Here is a 23,478-nt window from a genome sequence, read left to right on the forward strand (position 1 = left end):
ATGAAACTTTGCAGAATCAAATGGATGGGGTATAGAATAAAAAAGGGCTGTCTCACATTGGAAACAGCCCCATTAATTGATATCTGCTATGTTTTAATTTTTACTGGCTTGTTTTGATTGTTCTTCTGCATCGTCGGATTTTTTTCCGCCTTTTTTAGGAAATTTCACAATGCGGGTGGTTACCTGCTCGTTTTCCTTGTCAAATCCAACTTCAATGGCATCACCTTCAGAAATACTTGCCTGAATGATCACTTCTGCCATCTCATCTTCGAGGTATTTCTGTATTGCCCGTCTTAAAGGTCTGGCACCATATTGAACATCAAATCCTTTGGCTGCAATAAAATCTTTAGCCTCTTCCGATAACTCCAGCTTGTAACCCAGTGATTCCACGCGTTGATACAGACCTTTTAGTTCAATATCAATAATCTTACGGATATCCTCTTTTTCCAGACTGTTGAAAATCACAACATCATCAATCCTGTTGAGGAATTCGGGGGCAAAGGCTTTTTTGAGGGCTTTTTCAATAACACTTTTGGCATGTTCTCCATCGGTAGCCTGATTGGCGGTTGAAAAACCAATTCCCCGTCCGAAATCCTTCAGTTCGCGGGTACCTATATTGGAGGTCATTATTATTATGGTGTTTTTAAAGTCCACCCGGCGTCCCAAACTATCGGTCAGACGTCCCTCATCGAGTACCTGAAGCAGAATGTTGAATACATCGGGGTGTGCCTTTTCTATTTCATCAAGTAAAACTACTGAATAGGGGCGACGACGTACTTTTTCTGTCAGCTGGCCACCTTCTTCATAACCAATATACCCCGGAGGAGCTCCCACGAGTCTGGAGACACTGAACTTCTCCATATATTCACTCATATCAATTCTGATGAGTGCCTCAGTTGTATCAAAAAGATATTGGGCAAGAATTTTGGCCAGATGGGTTTTACCCACACCTGTCGGACCCAGAAAAACAAATGAGCCAATGGGGCGGTTTGGATCTTTCAGGCCGGCTCTGTTCCGCTGAATAGCTTTAACTATTTTCACAATAGCATCATTCTGCCCTATTACTTTGCCTTTAAGCTGTTCACCCATCTTTAGTAAGCGGGCCCCTTCGGCCTGAGCTACCCTTTGGACAGGAATACCGGTCATCATGGCAACAACTTCAGCTACTTTTTCGGCATCCACGGTTTCTCTGTGTTGCTGAAGTTCTTCTTCCCACTTCGATTTTGAGCTTTCCAACTCATCAATAAGTGTCTTTTCCTTATCCCGGAACGAAGCAGCCAGTTCAAAGTTTTGAGCTTTTACGGCTTTAATTTTATTCTCTTTGGTCTCTTCAATTTTCTCCTCCAACTGGAGGATTGTTTCCGGAACCACAATATTGCTGATGTGAACACGTGATCCTGCTTCATCCAGTGCATCGATGGCTTTATCCGGAAGATGACGGTCGGAGATATATCTTTCGGTGAGTTTTACACAAGCCTCGATAGCTTCACCGGTAAAGCTTACATTGTGGTGGTCTTCGTACTTCTCTTTGATATTATTAAGGATTTCGATGGTTTCATCCACAGAGGTGGGCTCAATCATCACTTTTTGGAAACGACGTTCCAAAGCTCCATCCTTTTCAATGTGCTGACGGTACTCATCCAAAGTGGTTGCACCGATGCATTGAATTTCTCCGCGCGCCAGGGCAGGTTTCAGCATATTGGCCGCATCCAGCGACCCGGTGGCACCACCGGCACCTACAATGGTATGGATCTCATCAATAAAAAGAATAATGTTCGGATTTTTTGACAACTCGTTAAGAATGGCCTTGATACGCTCCTCAAACTGACCACGATATTTAGTGCCGGCAACAATGGATGCCAGGTCCAGGGTTACCACGCGCTTGTCGAAAAGAACACGGGAGACTTTTTTGTCGATGATGCGAAGCGCAAGGCCTTCAGCAATGGCAGATTTTCCAACTCCCGGTTCTCCAATCAGTACAGGGTTATTTTTCTTCCTGCGACTGAGAATTTGTGCCAGCCTTTCAATTTCACGTTCACGTCCCACAATGGGGTCGAGGCGACCTTCTTCAGCAGCCCGCGTAATATCAATTCCAAAGTTGTCCAGTACCGGTGTGTCAGAGCCGGGTTTTCCTGCACCTGGTTTGCCTCCTTCATGGCCTCCGCCGCCACCTCCCTGTGAGGAAAACGGAGAATCCGCATCATCATCATCAGGCATCTGTGCTTTTCCCTGAGGCGACATTTGTTCGGCCAGTAAATGAACCTGTTCGTATTTTACATTATAATCATTCATGATTTCAGAAATTGTGCTACTCCTGTCTTTCAGCAAGGCCAGCAACAGGTGCAGCGTGTTAACTTTGGAGCTTTTTAACGCTCTGGCCTCAAGATGTACCAATTTTAAAATTTGTTCTGTTGATTTTAAAAGAGGTAACTGGTTGTTATTGTTCAGTGGTGTATGTTCTTTTATTTGTTTCTCGATATTGTCGCGCACATACTCCACATCCACCTTCAGGTGTTCGAGCATCTTAACGGCTTTACTGTTTGGGTGATTGAGTAATCCCAGCATCAGGTGCTCGGGAGCCAGGAATGGATTTCCCAGCCGTGAAGCCTCCTGACGGCTATAAGAGATTACCTCTTTTATCTTGGGTGAAAAGTTTAGATCCATAAAGTACCTTTTATAATTATCAGGTTGTTTAATTTACAAAAACTGTGCAATGTTTCATCAGATGTCATATTTACAGTTTTTGCTATGCTCAAAAATACTATAAAAAGCCTAAAAATCCCAAGAACAAAAGGGGATAAAAAACAAGGTCGGTTTTTTTTCGATTCGGGGGGAAATGCTTAATTTAGGGCGGCGAAAAAAATGGCCCTCAGCTATGGGCATTTTTTCATTTTCAGACTCATCTAAAGACTATCTAAATGGCTGATGAAGAAAGAATAATAAAGATTAACATTGAAGAGGAAATGCAATCGGCATACATCGATTATTCGATGTCTGTTATTGTTTCCCGTGCCTTACCTGACGTTCGGGATGGCTTAAAACCGGTACACAGACGTGTACTTTTCGGAATGCATGATCTGGGAATGTCTCCCAACAAGCCTTACAAGAAGTCCGCAAGGATTGTGGGTGAGGTACTTGGTAAATACCACCCGCACGGTGATTCGTCGGTGTATCATGCAATGGTTCGGATGGCTCAACCCTGGTCGATGCGCTACATGTTGGTGGATGGACAGGGTAATATGGGGTCGGTGGATGGCGACAGCCCTGCTGCAATGCGTTACACGGAAGCACGAATGAACCGGCTTTCAGAAGAAATGCTGGCCGATATTGACAAAAACACTGTTGATTTTCAGTTTAATTTCGATGACTCTCTTAAGGAACCAACTGTTCTTCCAACGCGCATACCGGCACTGCTGGTTAACGGTACTTCAGGTATTGCAGTGGGAATGGCAACCAATATGGCTCCACATAACCTGGGAGATTCGATTAATGCCATTGTGGCATACATCGATGACCCTGAAGTCAGTATCGAGGAACTGATTAAGGTTATTCAGGCTCCTGATTTCCCGACAGGTGGTACCATATATGGTTACCAGGGGGTGAAAGAGGGTTACGAAACAGGAAGAGGCCGAATTGTTATTCGTGCCAAATCGGAAATTGAAGCGGATAACAATGGTCGCGAGAAAATCGTGATTACCGAGATCCCATACATGGTCAATAAGGCCGATTTGATTGTTAGAATTGCTGATCTTGTCAATGACAAAAAGATTGAGGGTATTTCGAACGTCAATGACGAGTCGGACCGTGATGGAATGCGCATTGTAATCGACCTGAAAAAAGAAGCTATCGCCAATGTGGTATTGAACCATCTTTATAAATATACGGCGTTGCAGTCTTCTTTTGGAGTCAATAATATTGCCCTGGTTAAAGGTCGTCCGCAACTTTTGAATATCAAAGGTATTGTTCAGAACTTTGTGGAGCACCGCCACGATGTGGTCACCCGCAGAACCCAATTTGAACTGGATCAGGCAGAAAAGAGAGCGCACATTCTTGAAGGACTTATCATTGCCAGTGATAACATTGATGAAGTTATCAAAATTATCCGTGCAGCTCAAAGTCCTGATGAAGCCCGTGAAAAACTCATTGAGCGTTTTGAACTGACAGATATTCAGTCACGTGCCATTGTGGAAATGCGATTAAGGCAACTTACCGGACTGGAGCAAGACAAGCTAAGGGCAGAATATGAGGCACTTTTGAAAGAAATTGATCGATTGAAGGAGATTCTGGAAAAAGTGGAGCTCAGAATGGAAATCATTAAAAACGAAATGCTGGAGATTAAAGACAAATACAACGACCCGCGTCGTACAGATATTGTCTATTCTTCAGAGGAGTTTAATCCAGAGGATTTTTATGCCGACGAACAGATGATTATCACCATTTCTCATCTGGGATATATTAAACGTACGCCATTGGCTGAATTCCGAACTCAAAACAGAGGAGGAGTGGGGTCGAAAGGAAGTACCACCAGGGATGAAGATTTTATTGAGCATATTTACCCTGCGTCCATGCACAATACCATGCTCTTCTTTACCAAATTGGGACGTTGTTTCTGGCTTAAGGTTTATGAGATTCCGGAAGGAACCAAGAACTCAAAGGGCCGGGCCATTCAGAACCTGTTGCAAATTGATCCGGAAGATACCGTGAAGGCCTTTATTCGTGTGAAGAAACTCAACGATGAAGAGTATTGCAAAAATCATCATATTGTGATGGGAACCAAGAAGGGAGTTATCAAGAAATCCCTGCTGGCTGATTACAGCAGACGGCGCCAATCGGGTGTTATTGCCATCAGTATTCGTGAAGATGATGAATTGATTCAGGCTCGCCTGACCAATGGGAACAGTGAAATTTTAATGGCTACTCGTTCAGGAAGAGCGATTCGTTTTAACGAAACAAAAGTTCGAAACATCGGACGTACTGGTCAGGGAGTGAGGGGGATAACCCTTGACTCAGATACTGATGAAGTGGTTGGCATGGTTTGTGTGAAAGATACGGTAGATGATATTCTTGTTGTTTCCGAAAAAGGGTATGGAAAACGTTCCAATCTGGAAGATTACAGGATTACCAACCGCGGCGGAAAAGGAGTGAAAACCATGCGTATTTCAGATAAAACAGGCGATCTTATCACCATAAAGAGTGTTAACGACGACAACGACCTGATGATCATGAATCGCTCGGGAGTGACCATTCGTGTGGCAGTTGCGGATCTGAGGGTTACCGGGCGTGCAACGCAGGGAGTCCGATTAATCAATCTGGATAAAAAGCATGATATGATTGCATCGGTAACCAAAGTAATATCTGAGTCAAAGATGGATGAAGATATTGTGGAGTCTGGTCTTCTGGAGAAACAATCGGATGATGTTGATGATGAAAATAACGAAGAAAAATCATAATTTTAATTTGTAAATCCACTCAAAAACAAATAACAATGAAAAAGTTACTATTTGTAGCACTTGCGCTGTTTGTAGGAGCAGGTGTGTATGCGCAGAAAGGTAAAGTGAATGCTGCAGAAGCCTATATTGACAATGGCGATCTGGAGGCAGCCGAAGAGCGTTTAGAGGATGCTTATACGCATAAGCGTTCTGTTGACTGGCCCAAAACTTATATTGTAGCAGCTAAACTTGAAACTGCAAAATATAAGAAAAGTAAAGATATTCAGGATCTTAAGGATGCTGTTGATCATTATATGAAGGCCATCGAATTGGATAAGGCTGACAAAGGGCGCTTTGAAAATGAGATTAAAGTGGCATTGACTTTCTTTGTAAATGAACTGACCAATGCAGGTATTGAAGGATTTAACGAACAGAACTATGAAAATGCCATGGTGGCTTTTGAAAATGTGCTGAAAGTTAATAATCTGGAGATGTTTCAGAAAGAGAATCCAACTGTGGATACTGCTATTATTTACAACACTGCTTTGGCTGCTTACAACGCAAAGAATTGGGATAAAGCTTCCAAATATCTTGAGGAATCGATCGAATACAGCTATGGAGGAGGAGATGCTGTGTTGCTTCTGCATCAGGTGTATGGAACCATGCAGGATTCAACCAAAATGGCTAAAAATCTTCAGACTGGGTTTGAGAAATATCCTGAAGATGACCGTTTGCTGACTCAGTTAATTAATTATTATTTGGAAACTAAGCAGAATGATGCTGCCAAAGCTTATTTGAATCAGGCCATTGAGCAAGATCCTGAAAATCCGACTTACTATTATGCAAGAGGCGTTTTGGCGGATCAGGCTAAAAAATATGACGAGGCTATTGAAGATTACAAAAAAGCGCTGGAATTGCAGGAGGATTATTTTGATGCTCTGTATAACCTTGGCGTAATTTATTACAACAAAGCCATTGAGCAGATGAATGTTGCCAATGACGAAACTGACCATGCTAAATTCCAAAAGGAAAAGGCTAAAGCTGACGAGTTATTCAAAACGTCGTTGCCTTATATGGAAAAGGCTCATGAGGCCAAACCTGAGGAAGTATCGGTTTTGGAAAGTCTTAAAGGTTTGTATTACAGATTCGAAATGATGGATAAATACGATGAAGTTGATGCGAAAATTAAGGCTCTGAAAGGAGAGTAAACTTACATTCAAAGAGAATAGAAGAACAGCAGGCCAAATTTGGTCTGCTATTCTTTTTATATTTAAAATTAACATAATGTCAATTATAGGACAAAGGGAAAGTTAAGGAAAATAGTAAAATTAGATTTCTCCACCAGGTTCGCTATTATGGGACTTTGCAGAATATTCAGCAATGCGAAGCAAACTCATTAAAAATAGGACTATCACACAATAGTTACTTCTATTAATAACTCTTTGAATCATCCTGACCGACATAATAAAATTGATTTTTAAATGGGTTGTTACCGCTAACAATGAGTTCTGATATATAATTTTGTTTTATAAAACCGGGGATAAAAAAAAAGCTTCCGTCCGTTAGGATGAAAGCCTTTGATTCATTAAAAATAAAGCTTTTATTTCCAATTACTGGCCAAATCAAAAAGATCATAATCAGGCCATTCAGCAGTTCTGCTAATGCCTCGTTCCATCATTCTGCGAATATCGCTAGCCAGCATCGGTCCCTTCCAGGTGCTGCTGTTAAACAATACAACATATGAAATGCCATTGTCTTTTTTGACCATTAAAGCTGATGTGCCTGCAAGTGTTCCGGTACGGTACCAATAATTCTTCCTGACACCGCGCCATCCCATAGGATCAAGATATTTCTTTACCGGAGTGGTCATTTTTTCAACTGATTCGGCCGACAAAATATCTTCCGGAAGATTCATTCCGTCAATAGCCAGCATAAACTTAAGCAGATCAGTGGATGATGCAAGCCAGCCACCTGCCGGCCCCAGAGTCCGAATATCATTTCCTCCATAACTTCGAAGTACTTTATCGTCACTCCTATGGTCAATAACTTTATAGGTATCAGCTGGTTCGTAATACTTTACCTCCAGTTCGGCACGTTCGGTCAGATAACTGCCGCCCAAACGCATATCAAAAATTCCTATTGGATAAAGAATATTCGTTTTAATGTATGATTCATAAGAATCTCCGCTCGCTTTCTCAATCACTTTTCCCAAAATTGCATATCCCAGATTCGAATATGAAGACATGGTTCCCGGTTTAAAGTGTAGTCTCTTCCCCAGCATATACTGAATGATATCGGTGGCATCAACCGGAAGTTCTTTGTCCAAACCTCTTGCAACAGCGTGCGGAATAAACATTGGATCACCCCATCGATTGGTCCAGCCTCCCGAATGGTTCAGAAGATGCTTAACTTTTATATCTTCTACGTTTCGGTCAATGTAAACATCATAAGGAGATTGGGTCAAGATGCCATCTGGCCCAAATACATAATCATCCAGGTTCAGTTTACCGTTTTCCACCAGCTTCATGATGCCTGCGGCGGTAATCAATTTGGAAACACTGGCAACTCTGAAGAGATGATATGGCTCTGTATGAATTCGATTTTCCATATCGGCCCACCCATAACCTCTTGAAAATACCAACTTGCCGTCTTTGGCAATGGCGACAGAAGCTCCTGCCATGTCATTGCGACGAAGAAAAGAATTAACGGATTGGTCTATGGATTCAAAAACTACATCATCAGAGAAGAATCCGGAAATCCGTAAAGACGAAACATTTGGCTCCGGTGGTGTAAAATCGGTACCAAATGATTGGATAGAGGGACCTGTAATATATTTGGCTGCCAAACCTGCCGAAACTCCGGCAAGAATGAGTAAAATCTTAAATTGTAATTTCATAAATCTGTTCTATTACCGAAAACAATTTAATTCTCTTCGGAAATAATGAAAACTTTTTCTTCTAAAACCCTTGATAGTTGGACGTAAAAATAGTCTTTTTGACAAAAGAACACAAAATTACTCCTTGCTTATTACGAAATTGAGTTAAAAAAGTTTCTGTTTTTTGATAAAATCAAAGAATTACGGTGAAATGAATTTAATTCTCAGAGAAAAGATTAAAACAATATTTTGACAAACGGGCAAACTAAAACAAGCATAGTTAACATAACAAACGTCTTGTGGATGCAATATTTTAATGCTTGACCAGTAGTTGGCAGGTATTGGAGTAGTTCTCCGGCAACAGGATGATTCGTAATGTAATGAAAGTAATAGGTTTTCAGCTGTTTATAGCGGTAATACGGATTAATTTATTTGTTTGCGACAGGAGAAAAGGCCACGGATTATCAATAGTAAAATAACAGGAAGACTTTCAAAAGGGAAATACTGAATTCCCATGGTCATAACAATGAAGAATATTACCAGCGCAACTCCCTGAGCATAACAAAAAAGTTTACGAAATTTACTTTTTACATTTGTAACCAATAAAATCCAGAATGGATTTGCCCACAACAAATTCCAATTGGGACTGGTAACCTGATGATTGGAAATCCAACTAAGGTAAAATATTACCAATCCCAGAAGGGAGACGGTACTGAAAAGAAAAAAATCAAAAACTTTTAATTTGCTTTTTCCCTCTCCATCAGCAAAAGACCAGAGGGCAATTAGAATTAACAATACCCATAATGTGGTAAGCGGAGACCACCAATCTGCAGTTTTAAAATCTGAATAATTGCTTAAATCCAATAAAATATTGGTCGTAACCACCATACTTTCAGTGCTATTGATGCGAATGCCTGAAAATTGAGCCATCAAATAATCTGGGAGAAACATAATGGAGGCAGAATCTGTTTGAGCATCGGCAGGAGCTCCCAGAATCAGGTCAATTCCAAACTTTGTCCAGGGTTGCTTATCCAGATAAGGATGAATGGCTTCCCGAAACGTTAAAGAGGCCGGAAGGTCTTCTGTGGAGAATTCCACCTGGTCGGTATCATATTGCTGCAAAACAATATCGGCCACCCTGGTGGCACAGTTGTCGTAGAAAAAATCATATTGATAAGCCCGGTTTTCCGGTTGTGCATTAACAATTAAAGCCCTAAACAATGATTTTTTTTGAGATTGCGTAAGCGCCAGTTCCTGTTCCCACACCGAACGATTGGTTATGAAATATTCACGCATAAAGCGTTTAAAAGGGGATACAGAAAGCAAATAATCCAAATTGCCATGTCCGAATTTCAGATAAAAAAAAGGCGTATTAAAATCAAAAGTGCCATAATTGAATACCAAATCTATATCGTTGTCCGGATCGGAGACTCTTATAGCAGTATGCCCAAATACGGAATATAGTTCTTCCCCCGGGGCGCAGGTCAACACTGAGATTATCGCATCATCTGAAAGTTGTTTCGACACATTACTTTGTGCTTTTATATTGACAAAAGTTGTAATTAACAACAGAAAAAGGAGAATAATTCTTAGTGGGGTTGTTACGGATGTAAACTTGAGATTTAACATGGTAAAATATATTATACACAAAAGTAAACAAAGCAATCACTGCAGGTTTTACTTTTGTAAACAAGCAGAAATGTATTAAACTTTTAAAGCACCAATAAGATCAGAAACCTTTGAAATGCCTCTTTCTTCCATATAATCAATGATACCTTCGACTATTTTTACAGTAACATCAGGTTCTCTGAAATTGGCTGTTCCCACCTGGATTGCGGAAGCCCCAGCCAGCAAAAACTCAATGGCATCGGTAGCCGAAGAAATTCCACCAAGACCAACGACCGGAATCTGAACAGCCGAAGCCACCTGCCAAACCATACGCAATGCCACCGGTTTCACACAAGGACCTGAAAGTCCACCGGTTACAGTGGACAACACGGGCTTTTGTGTTTTGGCATCAATGGCCATGCCCAGCAGGGTATTAATCAGAGAGACCGAGTCTGCACCTGCTTCTTCAACTCCTTTGGCTATTTCCACAATATCGGTGACATTTGGAGATAATTTGACCATCAGGTGCCGTGGAAACACTTCACGTACCGCTCTGGTGACTGCGATGGCTGAAGGACAACTGGTACCAAATGCCATGCCACCTTCTTTAACATTGGGACATGAAATATTTAATTCTATGCCCGGTACCTCTTCCAGGGCCGCTATCTTTTCGGCTGTTTCCACATATTCTTCCACTGTGGAACCGGAAACATTGACCAGAATACGGGTATCCCGATTGCTGATTCGAGGCCATATTTCATTGCAAAAAACATCAACTCCTTTATTTTGAAGTCCCACTGCATTGAGCATCCCCATAGATGTTTCGGCCATTCTGGGATAAGGATTACCTTCCCGCGCAGTTGCCGTGGTACCTTTCACAATAATACCACCCAATTCCGACAAGTCAATAAAATCTTCATACTCTTCTCCGTATCCAAATGTACCTGATGCGGTCATTACCGGATTTCGGAGCGTTAAATTTCCAAGGTTAACGGATAAATCTACCATTTTAAATATTTTGAGTCAAAAACCGGTCCATCTGTACACACACACTTATGCCCGTCTTGTGTCGGGGTTACACAACACAAACAGGCACCAATGCCGCAGGCCATGGTATTTTCCATAGATACCTGGCATTTGATGTCCCTTTCAGCTGCATATTTGGCCAATACTTTCATCATTGGCTCGGGGCCGCAGGTATATATGTATTCAAAATCGGGTTCAAATGTTTTCATTACCGGGTGATGAATTACATACCCTTTGGTTCCGCGCGTTCCGTCTTCGGTGGTTACCAATACCTCTCCTATGGTCTCATAGGAATTTAATTCTACCAGGTCGGCTGCAGTGCGACCGCCAATGAGAAAACGCGGCGTGATACCGTGCTCCTTTAGGTAACGACCGAGAAAAAGCAACGGAGCTACTCCGCATCCGCCCCCAATCAAAAGCACTTTATCACTTTCGGGGAGTGTGTAATGATTTCCTAATGGATAGACCAGGTTGAGCTGATCGCCTTCTTGCAGTGCACTAAGGGTACGGGTTCCAGGACCAACCTCCTGAATTAGTAACTTCAGTGTGTTGGAGGCATAATTCACATCATGAATGGATAGCGGACGGCGTAAATAGGTAGCGTTGGAGCCATCTACACGGGCTTCTACAAATTGCCCGGGAAACATTTCCGGCATCTTGCCGGGGTGTTTTAAGGTAAGAATTACAAATTCACGTGTATGCCGCTCATTGGCTACAATCGTGAAATCATCTATGTGTTTTTTTTGCATAAGGGCGAAATAAAACAAGAATTATTCAAAAAAGGTCATTGTCCTCCTAAATAAAGTGCTGTAAAGCGAATTAACCTTAATAAGCTTTCATTCTTTTACACTTTAAAGGCGTTGTAATGTCAATCGGTTTACATTTGTAAAAAACAGACCGGCTGTAACTTTGGACAAATATAAAAAAAAATGAGGTACAATTATGTTCTCAGAGACTTGCGATTGCCCATTGCTGGATTTTTTCGGCAATTCTGCAGATAGATGAGATAACCAGATGTTTAAAATGCATTCGATATTGAGCAATACAAGGTGTTTGAACTTCTTTTACCTACTCCGACGGGAAGAATGCTTCAAAAGTATTGTCATCATAAAAAAGAAGGGTTTTCACTATTTTCCTGGTTGTTTTGACCACAGACTCCGGCTTATTCACAGATAAATGCTCAGTACTTTCAGGATCTGAGTTGGGTCCGGATTTCTGATCTTCATCCTGAGTCTCCGCCTGGCCGGAGGTATCTTCTTTTGCAGTCTCTCTTTCCTTATTTCGTGTTGCATTGTAAAGAGCCTTTTCTTCCTCTCTGGCCGATGAAGCAAAAGAAGGAAATACAATTTTACCGTCAGTGCCTGACTGCTTAGTAGTTGCAATTCCCTGTCCGCTCAAGGCTTCGGAGCGTTTATAGGGGCCTTTGCCGGTAATTAACCAATCAGGACTGATATGCTCAAAATGTGTGAGGATTTTTTGAAGAAAATCGAGACTGGGTTTGTTTCTGCCCGAAATAATATGGCTTACGCTTGACCTTTGTACACCAACCAACTCTGCAAATCTTGCCGGACTGAGTCTTTCTTGTGATAGTATTTCCTTAATTCTTTCTTGCATGGTTCTTATTTCATTAACTACGTAACAAATGTAAAAGCTACTGGTCAATCACCACTACAAATGTATCATTGTTTTTTTAATATTAAAATTCATTGACCAAACCGGTATGGTTACATTTGTATACGATATATTGTGAGCTTATCGAAGAATCCAATTCTTCATTTACGGACCACTACCTCCTTAAAGTTAAATGTATATAATTATATGCTAACTCACTGTTCGTGCGATATTTAAATCAGTGTATTAAACGGTTAAAATCATGTTTTGTGAATTACAAGCCTTTATATTTACTGTGTTATGGGACTAGCACTCACCATGTAAATATCTGTCAATTAAATGATTTAGTCCCGTTCAATAACGAGTTGCACAAACACTTAATGTAATACAATTAAAGCACTGGTAATCAACCATAAAAGATTTAAATTGCTTCTCTGTTTAGACTGAATTGCATATTTATGCATGGCGTCTCAGGGTATTATAAAATAAAACTTCATATAACTAGATTAATGTACTGATAAAGTGAATTTTAAGGGTGTATGAATATTGTTTTTACAAGCATGAAAGGCTGTTATGTTTCTTGATCACAGGTGTAAACTTGAGAAAAATCTTCTTCTCTCCTACTTTTTTTATCAAAAACAGGTATTTATCATGATTATTCGAACTTGCAGAAGTCAGGATCTAAACCAAGTAATCAGAGTCAATGGATTTGACCGGAGATTTATATATGTGAGTCTAATGGAGCCTTAGAGTGAAGTGTTCCAATGTTTACAGATATTTGCGATATATGGGCCCTGCTGGTATCTTAGGGTAAGGAATTTCCGAAAACGACTGATTGAATAAATCAACAATATGGTGTAAATACCTCTCTTCAATGCGACCTAGTTTTATATATAGGGTCTGCAAGAAAACTAAGGTTTTGACCTTGTGAAACTGTAGTTGGAAAAAACTGAAGTGTGTGTATTCAATATTCTTATTTCTCCTGGCATCAATATGTGTGATGAACTAAAGATACCAATCTATGGTTTACATAATTAACGCCATAAAAAAACCGTATTTCGAATTGATTCGAAATACGGTTCGTAATAATGTGGTGACCCAGCAGGGATTCGAACCCTGGACCCCATCCTTAAAAGGGACGTGCTCTACCAGCTGAGCTACTGAGTCGCCTGTTTTAATTCAGCGGGTACAAAAGTAAAGTTTTGAAACTACAATCCAAAAAAATGCCGATAAAAGTTTCAATCAAAAGCTCACTTTACTTGTTTTTTGCATTAAATGCTTTTTCAACCTCTTTGATCCACTTTTCAATTCGTTCTTCGGTCAATGCGGCCTGATTTTCAATATCCAGAGCCAACCCCACAAATTGATCTCCCCGTTGTGCCAGAGAAGCTTCAAACTGGTATCCTTTAACAGAAGTAAAGCCTATCACTTCTCCTCCTCTTTTTTCAATGAAATCGGCCATTATGCCCAGCCCATCCACGAAATTCTCGGGATACCCTTTCTGGTCTCCTCCGCCAAAAAGTGCAAAGATTTTGCCTTTCAAACTGTCTTCATCAATGGTTGGAAGGAATTCATCCCAATAGTTGGGCAATTCTCCATCGAACCAGGTTGGAACAGCAAAGATGTAATTATCAAATTTTTCAAAATCTTTATGAGTTGCTTCGTCCACATCAACCTGCTCCACATTCTTTTCGCCGAGGTGTTTTACCATTTTTTTCACCTGTTGCTTGGTTTTATGGGAACGAAAACTATAAAAAATACCAATTTTCTTCATTTCTATCTTTGTTTTGTTTAAACCATCATTTGCCTTCCGCTAGTAGGCTGCTAATTCACGGGCAGCTTTTAGAACTTTCTCCGTATTGGGCAATGTTGCTGCTTCAAGGATTCGGTTAAACCCAACGGGTGTAAACTCAGCTCCAAGACGTTTGACTGGTGCATCTAGCAGTTCAAATGCTTCATCAGCAAGGATGGCTGCCAGTTCTCCTCCAAATCCGCCAAATACTTTATCTTCATGAACGACCAGTGCCCTGGATGTTTTTCTCAATGATTTAAGAATGGTTTCCTTATCCAACGGTATCAGCGAGCGAATGTCAATGACTTCCACCTCAAGGCCATCTTCTTTGCTCAGTTTTTCGGCTGCTTCCAAGCACATATGGGTAGTGTTTCCATAGGTAATCAGCGTCATTTTGTCTCCTTCGCGCCGAACACGGGCTTTACCAAAAGGCACTTCAAAATCATCCGGAACTACTGCTGCTGCCTTGGGCGAATTGTAAAGGGCCTTAGGTTCCAAAAATAAAGTTAATCCCTCAGATCGCATGGAGGTACGCAACAGACCTGCAGCATCATCAGCAAATGATGGATATACTACCCGGATTCCCGGGAAAGTAGCCAAAGCCCCTTCGGTTGTTTGCGAGTGATAAAGTCCTCCTCCGATGTATCCTCCCGAAGCCAGGCGAATGGTGATGTTGGGTGAAAACTGTCCTTTGGTTCGCCAGTATTCATGTGTGGTTTCCACATACTGCTCCATGGCTGGCCAAAAGTAATCAGCAAACTCAGCACCTTCAACCACAATTCGTATTTTCTTGTTGTAGCGCGACATACCATTGGCTGTTCCCATGATGTAGTCTTCTGCAATGGGAGCATTGAACACTCTATGCTTGCCAAATTCCTGCTGCATTCCCTTGGAGACGTTAAATACACCTCCTTTATCCTTGTTTGCTATGTCCTGTCCCCACAAATAAGTATCCGGATTGTGGCGGAATTCTGATTTCAATGTTCCGTTGAGCGCCTCGATGAGTTTAATGGAATTCCCTTCTCCTTTGGGAATACCATCAGGATATTTTTCACTAACATAGGGCTCAGGAATCACAAAATCGTGAATTGATTCAGGCTTGGGATCTGCGGCTTTAATGGCCTTCTTGTGCGCATCCTTTACCTCCTTGGTGACTTTCTCCTCAATTTCTTTTAACTCTTCTTCGGTGGCTTTATCGTACCGAAGCAGCATTCTTTTGTACTTAGCCAGCGGGTCGTACTCTTTCACGTAATTCAGCTCGTTTTCATCACGATACAACTCATGACGGTCGGAGTTGGAATGCGAACCTATCCGCACGCAGTTGGCATGTACCACAACCGGACGTTGTTCTTTTTTGGCCCAGGAAACTGCTTCTTCCATGGCATTCATGGAATCAAAAACATCTTTACCATTACAATAAATAATGCGCAGGTTTTTGAAGCCTTCAAAGTTATGGGCAACTTTCCGGTTGGCTGTCTGATCTTCCTTGGGTACGGAAATTCCATAACCATTGTCCTGAAAAACAAAGACCACCGGAAGTTGTTCGCGTGAGGCTCCGTTGATGGCCTCATACACATAACCTTCCGAAACAGAGCTTTCTCCCTGGGAACTGATCACCACCGCATCATTTTCCTTATAGGTTTTGAGGGCACGTCCCAGTCCGGAAGCATGTAATGTATGGTTCCCTGTAGCCGAACTCACATTGTGAATATTCCATTCCGGCTTAGCCAGGTGGTTGGACATATGTCGTCCACCTCCGGCCACATCTGCATCTTTGGAAATTCCGTTATAAATAACTTCCTCGGCAGTCATGCCTGCAGATACACAAGTTTGAAGATCACGGTAATAGGGAAAAAGGTGGTCTTTGTTTTTTTTGAAATTCTGACCAATGGCCAGTTGAATTCCATCGTGGCCGGCAGCCGGTGCATGATAGGACCACCCAATAGCCTGCTTAAGATAATTAGGGGCGCGCTCATCAAGTGTACGTCCCAGGAACAACAGACGATACCACTTCAAAAGTGTTTTCTTATCTGTTTTCTTTACTGAATATTTCTCAGGAAAATTACTCTTCATCAGTATAAAATTTATTTTTTAAAATCTGATAAAACCAACATGGGAAAGGTTTTCCTTGTGGTAACAAATTGGAACAATGCCATGCTTGTAGAATCAGAATCACTTTTATCAAAATTACATATCCTCAATAATTCGATCATAGAGCAGCAAATCGATGCTGATTCGGAAGGAAAATTAGATCTCCCGGTCAATATCAGCTTGTTCCAGATAATCGGCAACACGACGCAGGAACATACCACCCAACGCTCCGTCCACTACTCTGTGGTCGTATGAAAGAGACAGGAACATCTTATGGCGAATAGCTATCACATCACCGGTGGGCGTTTCTATAACGGCAGGTTTCTTTTCGATGGTACCGGTTGCCAGAATGGCCACCTGTGGCTGATTGATAATGGGAGTCCCGATAGTGTTCTTGAATGAACCGAAATTGGTAATGGTAAAAGTACCTCCCTGAATGTCATCTCCGGTCAACTTATTATCACGTGCTGCAGTGGCAAGTCTGTTCATTTCGGTAGCCATACCCACTACATTTTTCTGGTCGGCTTGTTTCACCACGGGAACAATGAGATTACCGGATGACAGAGCAACTGCAATACCGATGTTCACATTTTTGCGAAGAATAATATTGTGTCCGTCAACCGAAGCATTCACACCCGGGAAATCCCTCAGTGCTTTTGCGACAGCTTCCCCGAACATAGGCATGAAAGTGAGTTTTTCACCATATTTCTTCTGGAACTGGTCTTTAACTTTATTCCTCCAGAGTACCAGGTTGGTGACATCGGCTTCCACCATTGAAGTTACGTGGGGCGATACCTGCTTTGACATTACCATATTATCGGCAATCAGTTTCCGAAGACGATCCATCTCCTTAATTTCATCCCCCTCACCTGCAGTAACCTTCGGTGCCTGGATGGTTCTGGTTGCTCCCTGATCAGCCGGTTTTTCCTGTTTCTTAGGTTCAGCAGTTTTCTTTTCTGTCGATGTTTTGCCGGCATCTCCTGATTTCAGATAATTCAGCAAATCTTCTTTGGTTACCCGTCCTTCGCGACCACTTCCATCGATGGTATCCAATTCCTTAAAAGAGATTCCTTCTTCTTTGGCAATACTTCTGACGAGTGGTGAGTAAAAACGATCGCTCTCCTGTTGGTCTTCCTGATCTGAAGACTCACTCTTTTCAGGTGCTTTTGATTCAGCAGATGCTTTTTGTGATTCAGCTTTTGTGTCAGAAGATTCCTCTTTTGATTTGTCGCTATCATCTTCTTCCTCTTCTTCTCCTTCCAGCGCAACAATAGCAACAGGAGTTCCGACTGCTACCACATCATCTACCGCAAACTTGATTTCTTTAATAGTTCCGGCCACCGGAGACGGAATTTCCGAATCCACCTTGTCGGTGGCAATTTCAAGAATAGGATCATCCTCTTCAACGGTGTCACCTTCCTTGACAAACCATTTTGTAATGGTGGCTTCTTCTACACTTTCGCCCATTTTAGGCATCAATATTTCAAATGTTGACATATCAGTTGGGTTTAATTTTTGTAATTTACGAGTGGCAAAAATAGAACAATGTTTTATTTAAAACAAATCCAAATAAAAACAACAGTCTTTCATTGTTTTTCTCTACAAACTACTTCCAACGTATTTTTGTTCAACAAAACGGTATATTTTATTCTCAAGCATAAAAAAACCGGTATTTCCATATTCGAAAATACCGGTCAAACCTAAAATCTAATCTGTTCCGGGATTAGAGACTATTTCCAAAATCTTCTTTAAATTTTTCAACCAGTTTTTTAGGCCAGTCGCTCACGGGAGCCAGACGTCCCATAAAAAAGCGCAATACTTCCGGCTCATCAACAAATTTAAGTCCACCCACCAACTTTCTGTTTTCAAACAACCAATGAACGCGGTCAATGAGGAACTTGGTTTGTGATAAGGTAAAAACTCTTCGAGGAAATGCCAGACGCAGTAGTTCCATATCAGCCAGAACATCTTCCCCATTTTCGTCACGAACACTTGAAATGGTCCCTCTTTCCATTCCGCGACATCCTGAAATAATATACAAGGCCGCAGCCAATGCCCCGGCTGGATATTCTTTTTGCGGAATATGATCCAGAAACGACATGGCATCAATGTGACAGCCCAATGCCCCGGCAGGTGTAATTACCGGAATACCCATAGCATCAAGTTCTTTAACCGTATATTCAATAAATGAAGGCGACTGACTGATGACTGTTTCATCAGTAGTTTCCTGGAGTCCAACAGCCATTGCTTCGATTTCCCGAACTGACATTCCTCCGTAGGTAAGAAAGCCTTCATAAAGAGGTATCAGGTCCCGCATCTTCAAAAAGAGATCGTGGTTGTTGGTACAAATACCACCCCCGCGGGTAGAACTCACTTTGCGTGAAGAAAAATAAACAATATCGGCAATACTACACATCGTGCGAAGGATCTCGCGTATTGAGGTGTTTTTAAACTCCTCTTCACGCTGTTTGATGAACCACGCATTCTCCCCGATAAGACTTGCATCCAGAACAATCATAATTCCGTTTTCATCGGCCACACGTTTCACCTCACGCATATTCTGAATTGAAAAAGGCTGCCCTCCGATGAGATTTGTTGAAGCTTCGAGCCTGATGAACGGGATGTGCTCTGCTCCGTACTCCGAAATGAGATCTTTTAATTGCTGAATGTCAATATTTCCCTTAAAGGGATGGTTACTTTTTATTTTTAACCCTTCTTCTGTCAATATTTCAAATATTTTACCCCCATTTAATTCCATATGAGCTTTGGTGGTGGTAAAATGATAGTTCATGGGAATGATATCGCCGGGCTTTATAAAAACCTGAGAAACCACATTTTCAGCTGCTCTTCCCTGATGCACAGGCAAAATAAATTCTTTACCGAAAACATCTTTTAAAGCCTCCTCCATCCTGTAAAAACTCTGACTTCCGGCATAAGCATCATCGGCTTTTAGCATTGATGAAACCTGATTGTCACTCATTGCATTGGTGCCACTATCTGTCAGCATATCCAGAAATACATCTTTTGTATTCAGCAAAAATGTATTGTATCCACCTTTGGTTATGGCATCGAGGCGCTCATCAATCGGGCGAAGGTGGAGCTTTTGTACTATTCTGACTTTATGCAGTTCAACAGGAAAGGTTTCTTCACCAAAAAAACGGATAGAGGGTGTTGTCTGGTCGTTCATGGTTATTATAGAAAAGAGGTTTTGTAAAATGAAAAAATATTTAAAATATTAGGTTTAAAGAAATAAATTACAACTATTTGGTTTATTTTTCTTAAAAACCGTTACAAAGATAATGGTTTGATTGTGGGAAATATGACAAAAATCAATAAAAGTTTCAATTTTGAATATTTTAAACTGAATACAAATTAATTATACATTATAGTCCGCAGAAACTTATTTTCTGAAAAATAATGATGAATTTATTGCCGGTTATTATAACTTTTTTCATATAACGAAGTATACTATTATTAATAGTAGAACAATGGGTATTTATTGTTGGGATTGGGCCCCCGGCTTTTTAGGGTTAAAAACATGCGGGTATTAGTTACATTTCTTCTTCTGATTTGGGGGCAGCTGGTTTTTTATGGCCAGGCACAAAAACTATTTTTCAAATCCATTCCGGCACAGAAACAACTCTCCAGCCAGTTTACTACCAGTATCACACAAGATAAAAATGGATACATATGGATTGGCACCATTGACGGGTTAAATCGTTACGACGGACATGACATGCATGTTTACCGAAATAATGAAGAACAAAACACCGGGTTGGGCAATAACAATATTCAAACCCTTTATGCTGACAGCAAAAACAGGGTCTGGGTTGCAACAGCCTGGGGGGTGTCGGTCTATATTCCCGAGATTGATACTTTTAAAATGATCGCATCTGCAGAAAGCCCGAATGGTCTTGATTTTACTGTTATAAATCAAATAGCGGAAAACCGTAACAATGAGATTATGGTAGCTTCCGGGTCATCCATTTACCAATACAATGAACTAAAAAAACAATTTGTGCCTGTTATTGAATTGGAAGGAGGAGAAATTGCCTCCTTTTGTTTTGGCAGCAATAATGATTTATGGGTTGGACAAAATGAGGCGGGAGGAATTCATCATTTTCGGCACAATAAGAAATATGAAGAAAGGCAACTTCCCGGATGGATATCTGAGTCCCAGGCGAAGACGCTTAATGAATTTGAGATTACGGATCTTGTTTACAATGACAGCTTACTATGGTTGTCCACAAGGGGAAATGGCATAACGCAATTCAATTTCATCAACAAAACTACCAACAGGTTTCTCACGGAGGACTATAATGCCTTTGTTATTGATATTTACGTTGACAAACAGGGATTTTTGTGGACGTGTGATTATGCCGGACTAAAAAGGTACAATCCGGAGAAGAGTACATTTGTAGATTATTATGAAGAACCCGATGGTTCAAACAATGTGAAAAAAAACCCTATCGCAATATTTCAGGACAGACAACTTAATTATTGGGTCATTTATTCGGAGAAAGGGTTTGATTTTTCTCAGAAAGAGAGAGGTTTTCAGCTTTTTGACGCCACCCCGGAAAGTTATTGGCCCCTTGGGGACGAAAATGTTTATTCCATAGCAGAAGACCGACACGGAAATTTATTGACAGGGGGATTTAATGGGGGAATTACGGTTTTTCAATGGAGTGAAGGAACAGTTTCTCATTTTATGGCGGATTCCAAAAATCCTGCTTCTTTGGCAGAGGGCTCTATATTTGACCTGCACCTGGATAACGAGAATGATATGTGGGTGGCATCTTATTCAGGTGGACTTCAGAAGTATAACCCCCGTACGAATGGGTTCATCTCTTATTCACATGACAGCAATGATCCCGAATCAATAGCTGGAAATGACATCAGGGCAATAGAAGAAGATACTCATGGAAACTTCTGGCTTGCTGTTCATGGTGTCGGAATAGATTATTTCAACAAAAAGACCGGTACTTTTACCCATTATACTACCAAAAACAGCAATCTTTCCATTGAGTGGACAAACCATATTTTACTTGATTCGGAAAATAACTTATGGGTTGCCACCTCCAACGGCTTAAATCGGATGAATGCCGATACAGATACTTTTAAAGTATATTTATCTTATGGTAACGACAGCCGGAAATCAATAAAAAGCAATGATGTAATTTGTATTCATGAAACTCCGGACAGCACTATTTGGGTGGGAACAACCTTTGGATTGTATTCTTATAGTCCCGAAACCGATGATTTTACTTTTCATTCTGAAAATTTTAACAACCAGTATATTTGCAGTATTGAGCACGACATCAATGGCAATTTATGGGTCAGCACTCATGGCGGGATAAGGCAATTCAACCCGGAAAATAACCAAGTTTTCAATTTTGATAAATCCGATGGTTTACAGGCCAATGATTTCAACTTGAAATCATCATACCGCGACGGAAAAGGAAATCTTTTTTTCGGGGGACCTGAGGGACTAAATTCATTTGATCCAACTAAGATTAAATACAATCTTATTCCTCCAACTGTTGTTTTTACCGATTTAAAAATTTTCAATGAATCTGTTGATGATTATGGGAACGATAGTCCTCTTGCCCGGCATATCAGTTACGCTGACACCATAACATTAGACCATTCCGACAAGTTCTTTTCCATAAGCTTTACCGCTATCAACTTCATCAATCCTTCCAGAAATCGGTTTGCCTATAAAATGGAAGGCTTTGAAGACCGATGGCACTATATAGGAAACAAGCGCGAGGCTACTTTTACCAATCTTTTTCCGGGCACTTATACTTTTCATGTGAAAGCCGCCAACAATGACGGTATCTGGAATGAGAAGGGAAGTTCTATCATTGTTAAAGTAAAACCACCATGGTACATGACCATCTGGTTTCAGATCTCAATGATTGTATTGCTTTTTATTGTTATTTATCTTGTTGTTCGTATCAGAACCCGAATACTTAGGCATCAGAAAGTTGCGCTAACTGCTTTGGTAAAAGAAAGAACTAAACGACTCAATGAGAGAAATGTTTCACTGAAAAAGAGAACTGTCGAATTGGATGACATCAATCAGGAACTGGAAAAACAAAAACTTACGATACAAAAACAGGCCGATGAACTGAAGACGCAGGCGGAAGAATTGCAGCAAAGTAATGATAACCTCCAAAAACTGAACAACACGAAAGATCGTCTTTTTTCTGTTATTGCCCATGACGTGCGCGCTCCTTTTAATACGATCATTGGTTTTTCCAGTATTTTGAAAGAGCTGTTCAATGAGGGGGAAAATAACCTCTCAAGAGAATATGCAGGATATATTTACGATTCTTCCAATCAGGTGTTGGCACTAATGGAGAATCTGTTGTATTGGGCACGATCGCAAACCAATGAGATAAATTTGAATCCTGGGATTGTTTCCATTAAGGGGATCTTTGAAGACAATCTTAGCCTGTTAAAAGAAAGCATGATTAAAAAGGGGATTCAATTAAATTCTTCCGAGCTGGATTTTACCATCAAATTTGAAGCTGATTCTGAAATGATGCGAATTGTCGTACGCAATATTCTTTCCAACGCCATCAAGTTTACTCCTTATAAAGGCCAGATATCCCTAAAGTCAGAAGTTAATCACAATCAGCTAATTGTCTCTATATTAGATTCCGGACAAGGATTAACTCCCGGGCAGATTGAAAAAATAAAACAGCCAACTCAAATTTTTTCCACCCCCGGAACTCACGGGGAAAAAGGCTCAGGCCTTGGGCTTACAGTCTGTAAAGAATTTATAGAGCGACATGATGGAAAGCTAATTGTAGAAGGTTATCCCGGAAAAGGAAGTCGATTTGGATTTATTTTGCCCTTGCATCATTAATTTTTCTTTATCAGTTACCTCTCCGATTCAAATATTTTATATTTTTGTAGTAAAATTGCGGAAGTAGCTCAGTGGTAGAGCATCAGCTTCCCAAGCTGAGGGTCGCGGGTTCGATCCCCGTTTTCCGCTCATAAAAAAGCCCGGTATTTTCCGGGCTTTTTTATGTTTATCT

At 40.9% G+C, this 23,478-nt stretch carries 13 protein-coding genes and 2 tRNA genes; 4 read left to right on the forward strand and 11 right to left on the reverse strand.

Going from position 1 to position 23,478, the window contains the following annotated elements:
* Nucleotides 1–93: 93 nt before the first annotated feature.
* Nucleotides 94–2,664 carry an ATP-dependent Clp protease ATP-binding subunit gene (locus W7W_RS0105405; protein WP_010662806.1) on the reverse strand — a complete coding sequence of 857 codons (2,571 nt, stop codon included), beginning with the start codon at nucleotides 2,662–2,664 and terminating at the stop codon, nucleotides 94–96.
* 254 nt (nucleotides 2,665–2,918) lie between these two features.
* Here W7W_RS0105405 and gyrA point away from each other — a divergent pair, with 254 nt between their 5' ends.
* Together gyrA and W7W_RS0105415 are read left to right on the forward strand one after the other, a co-directional pair.
* Nucleotides 2,919–5,450, forward strand: a complete 2,532-nt coding sequence (gene gyrA / locus W7W_RS0105410) for a DNA gyrase subunit A (RefSeq protein ID WP_010662807.1) — start codon at nucleotides 2,919–2,921, stop codon at nucleotides 5,448–5,450.
* Between the two features lie 35 nt (nucleotides 5,451–5,485).
* Nucleotides 5,486–6,637 (forward strand): tetratricopeptide repeat protein, encoded by a 1,152-nt coding sequence (locus tag W7W_RS0105415; protein WP_010662808.1) that lies wholly within the window; start codon nucleotides 5,486–5,488, stop codon nucleotides 6,635–6,637.
* Nucleotides 6,638–7,029: 392 nt separating this feature from the next.
* Here the strand turns inward: W7W_RS0105415 and W7W_RS0105425 are convergent, their stop codons facing one another.
* The 10 genes from W7W_RS0105425 to W7W_RS0105475 form a co-directional block, all read right to left on the reverse strand.
* Nucleotides 7,030–8,325 (reverse strand): serine hydrolase domain-containing protein, encoded by a 1,296-nt coding sequence (locus W7W_RS0105425; RefSeq protein WP_010662810.1) that lies wholly within the window; start codon nucleotides 8,323–8,325, stop codon nucleotides 7,030–7,032.
* A gap of 402 nt (nucleotides 8,326–8,727) precedes the next feature.
* Nucleotides 8,728–9,831 carry an Lnb N-terminal periplasmic domain-containing protein gene (locus W7W_RS0105430; RefSeq protein WP_234409096.1) on the reverse strand — a complete coding sequence of 368 codons (1,104 nt, stop codon included), beginning with the start codon at nucleotides 9,829–9,831 and terminating at the stop codon, nucleotides 8,728–8,730.
* Between the two features lie 177 nt (nucleotides 9,832–10,008).
* Nucleotides 10,009–10,920 carry a dihydroorotate dehydrogenase gene (locus W7W_RS0105435; RefSeq protein WP_010662812.1) on the reverse strand — a complete coding sequence of 304 codons (912 nt, stop codon included), beginning with the start codon at nucleotides 10,918–10,920 and terminating at the stop codon, nucleotides 10,009–10,011.
* Nucleotides 10,914–11,687, reverse strand: coding sequence for a dihydroorotate dehydrogenase electron transfer subunit (locus W7W_RS0105440; RefSeq protein ID WP_010662813.1), 774 nt, complete (start codon nucleotides 11,685–11,687; stop codon nucleotides 10,914–10,916). The genes W7W_RS0105435 and W7W_RS0105440 overlap by 7 nt, the downstream gene beginning before the upstream one ends.
* 319 nt (nucleotides 11,688–12,006) lie before the next feature.
* Nucleotides 12,007–12,552, reverse strand: a complete 546-nt coding sequence (locus W7W_RS0105445; RefSeq protein ID WP_010662814.1) for a helix-turn-helix domain-containing protein — start codon at nucleotides 12,550–12,552, stop codon at nucleotides 12,007–12,009.
* 1,088 nt (nucleotides 12,553–13,640) lie between these two features.
* Nucleotides 13,641–13,716 (reverse strand) — tRNA-Lys (locus tag W7W_RS0105450).
* A gap of 88 nt (nucleotides 13,717–13,804) precedes the next feature.
* Entirely contained in the window at nucleotides 13,805–14,323 is a 519-nt protein-coding gene (locus W7W_RS0105455; protein ID WP_010662815.1) for a flavodoxin, read from the reverse strand.
* Between the two features lie 39 nt (nucleotides 14,324–14,362).
* Complete coding sequence (locus W7W_RS0105460; RefSeq protein WP_010662816.1) at nucleotides 14,363–16,414, reverse strand: alpha-ketoacid dehydrogenase subunit alpha/beta; 2,052 nt, start codon at nucleotides 16,412–16,414, stop codon at nucleotides 14,363–14,365.
* Nucleotides 16,415–16,588: 174 nt separating this feature from the next.
* Nucleotides 16,589–17,929: a dihydrolipoamide acetyltransferase family protein gene (locus W7W_RS0105465; protein WP_010662818.1), complete on the reverse strand. Its 1,341-nt coding sequence runs from the start codon at nucleotides 17,927–17,929 to the stop codon at nucleotides 16,589–16,591.
* Nucleotides 17,930–18,155: 226 nt separating this feature from the next.
* Nucleotides 18,156–19,619, reverse strand: a complete 1,464-nt coding sequence (locus W7W_RS0105475) for a tryptophanase (RefSeq protein ID WP_010662819.1) — start codon at nucleotides 19,617–19,619, stop codon at nucleotides 18,156–18,158.
* Nucleotides 19,620–19,970: 351 nt separating this feature from the next.
* Between W7W_RS0105475 and W7W_RS0105480 the strand changes: the two genes are divergently transcribed.
* Both W7W_RS0105480 and W7W_RS0105485 read left to right on the forward strand, forming a co-directional pair.
* A complete protein-coding gene (locus W7W_RS0105480) occupies nucleotides 19,971–23,306 on the forward strand; it encodes a ligand-binding sensor domain-containing protein (protein ID WP_010662820.1) in 3,336 nt (1,111 codons plus the stop codon).
* A 57-nt stretch (nucleotides 23,307–23,363) separates the two neighbouring features.
* Nucleotides 23,364–23,435 (forward strand) — tRNA-Gly (locus W7W_RS0105485).
* Nucleotides 23,436–23,478: the final 43 nt, after the last annotated feature.

Source organism: Marinilabilia salmonicolor JCM 21150, from assembly GCF_000259075.1.
Lineage (GTDB): Bacteria > Bacteroidota > Bacteroidia > Bacteroidales > Marinilabiliaceae > Marinilabilia > Marinilabilia salmonicolor.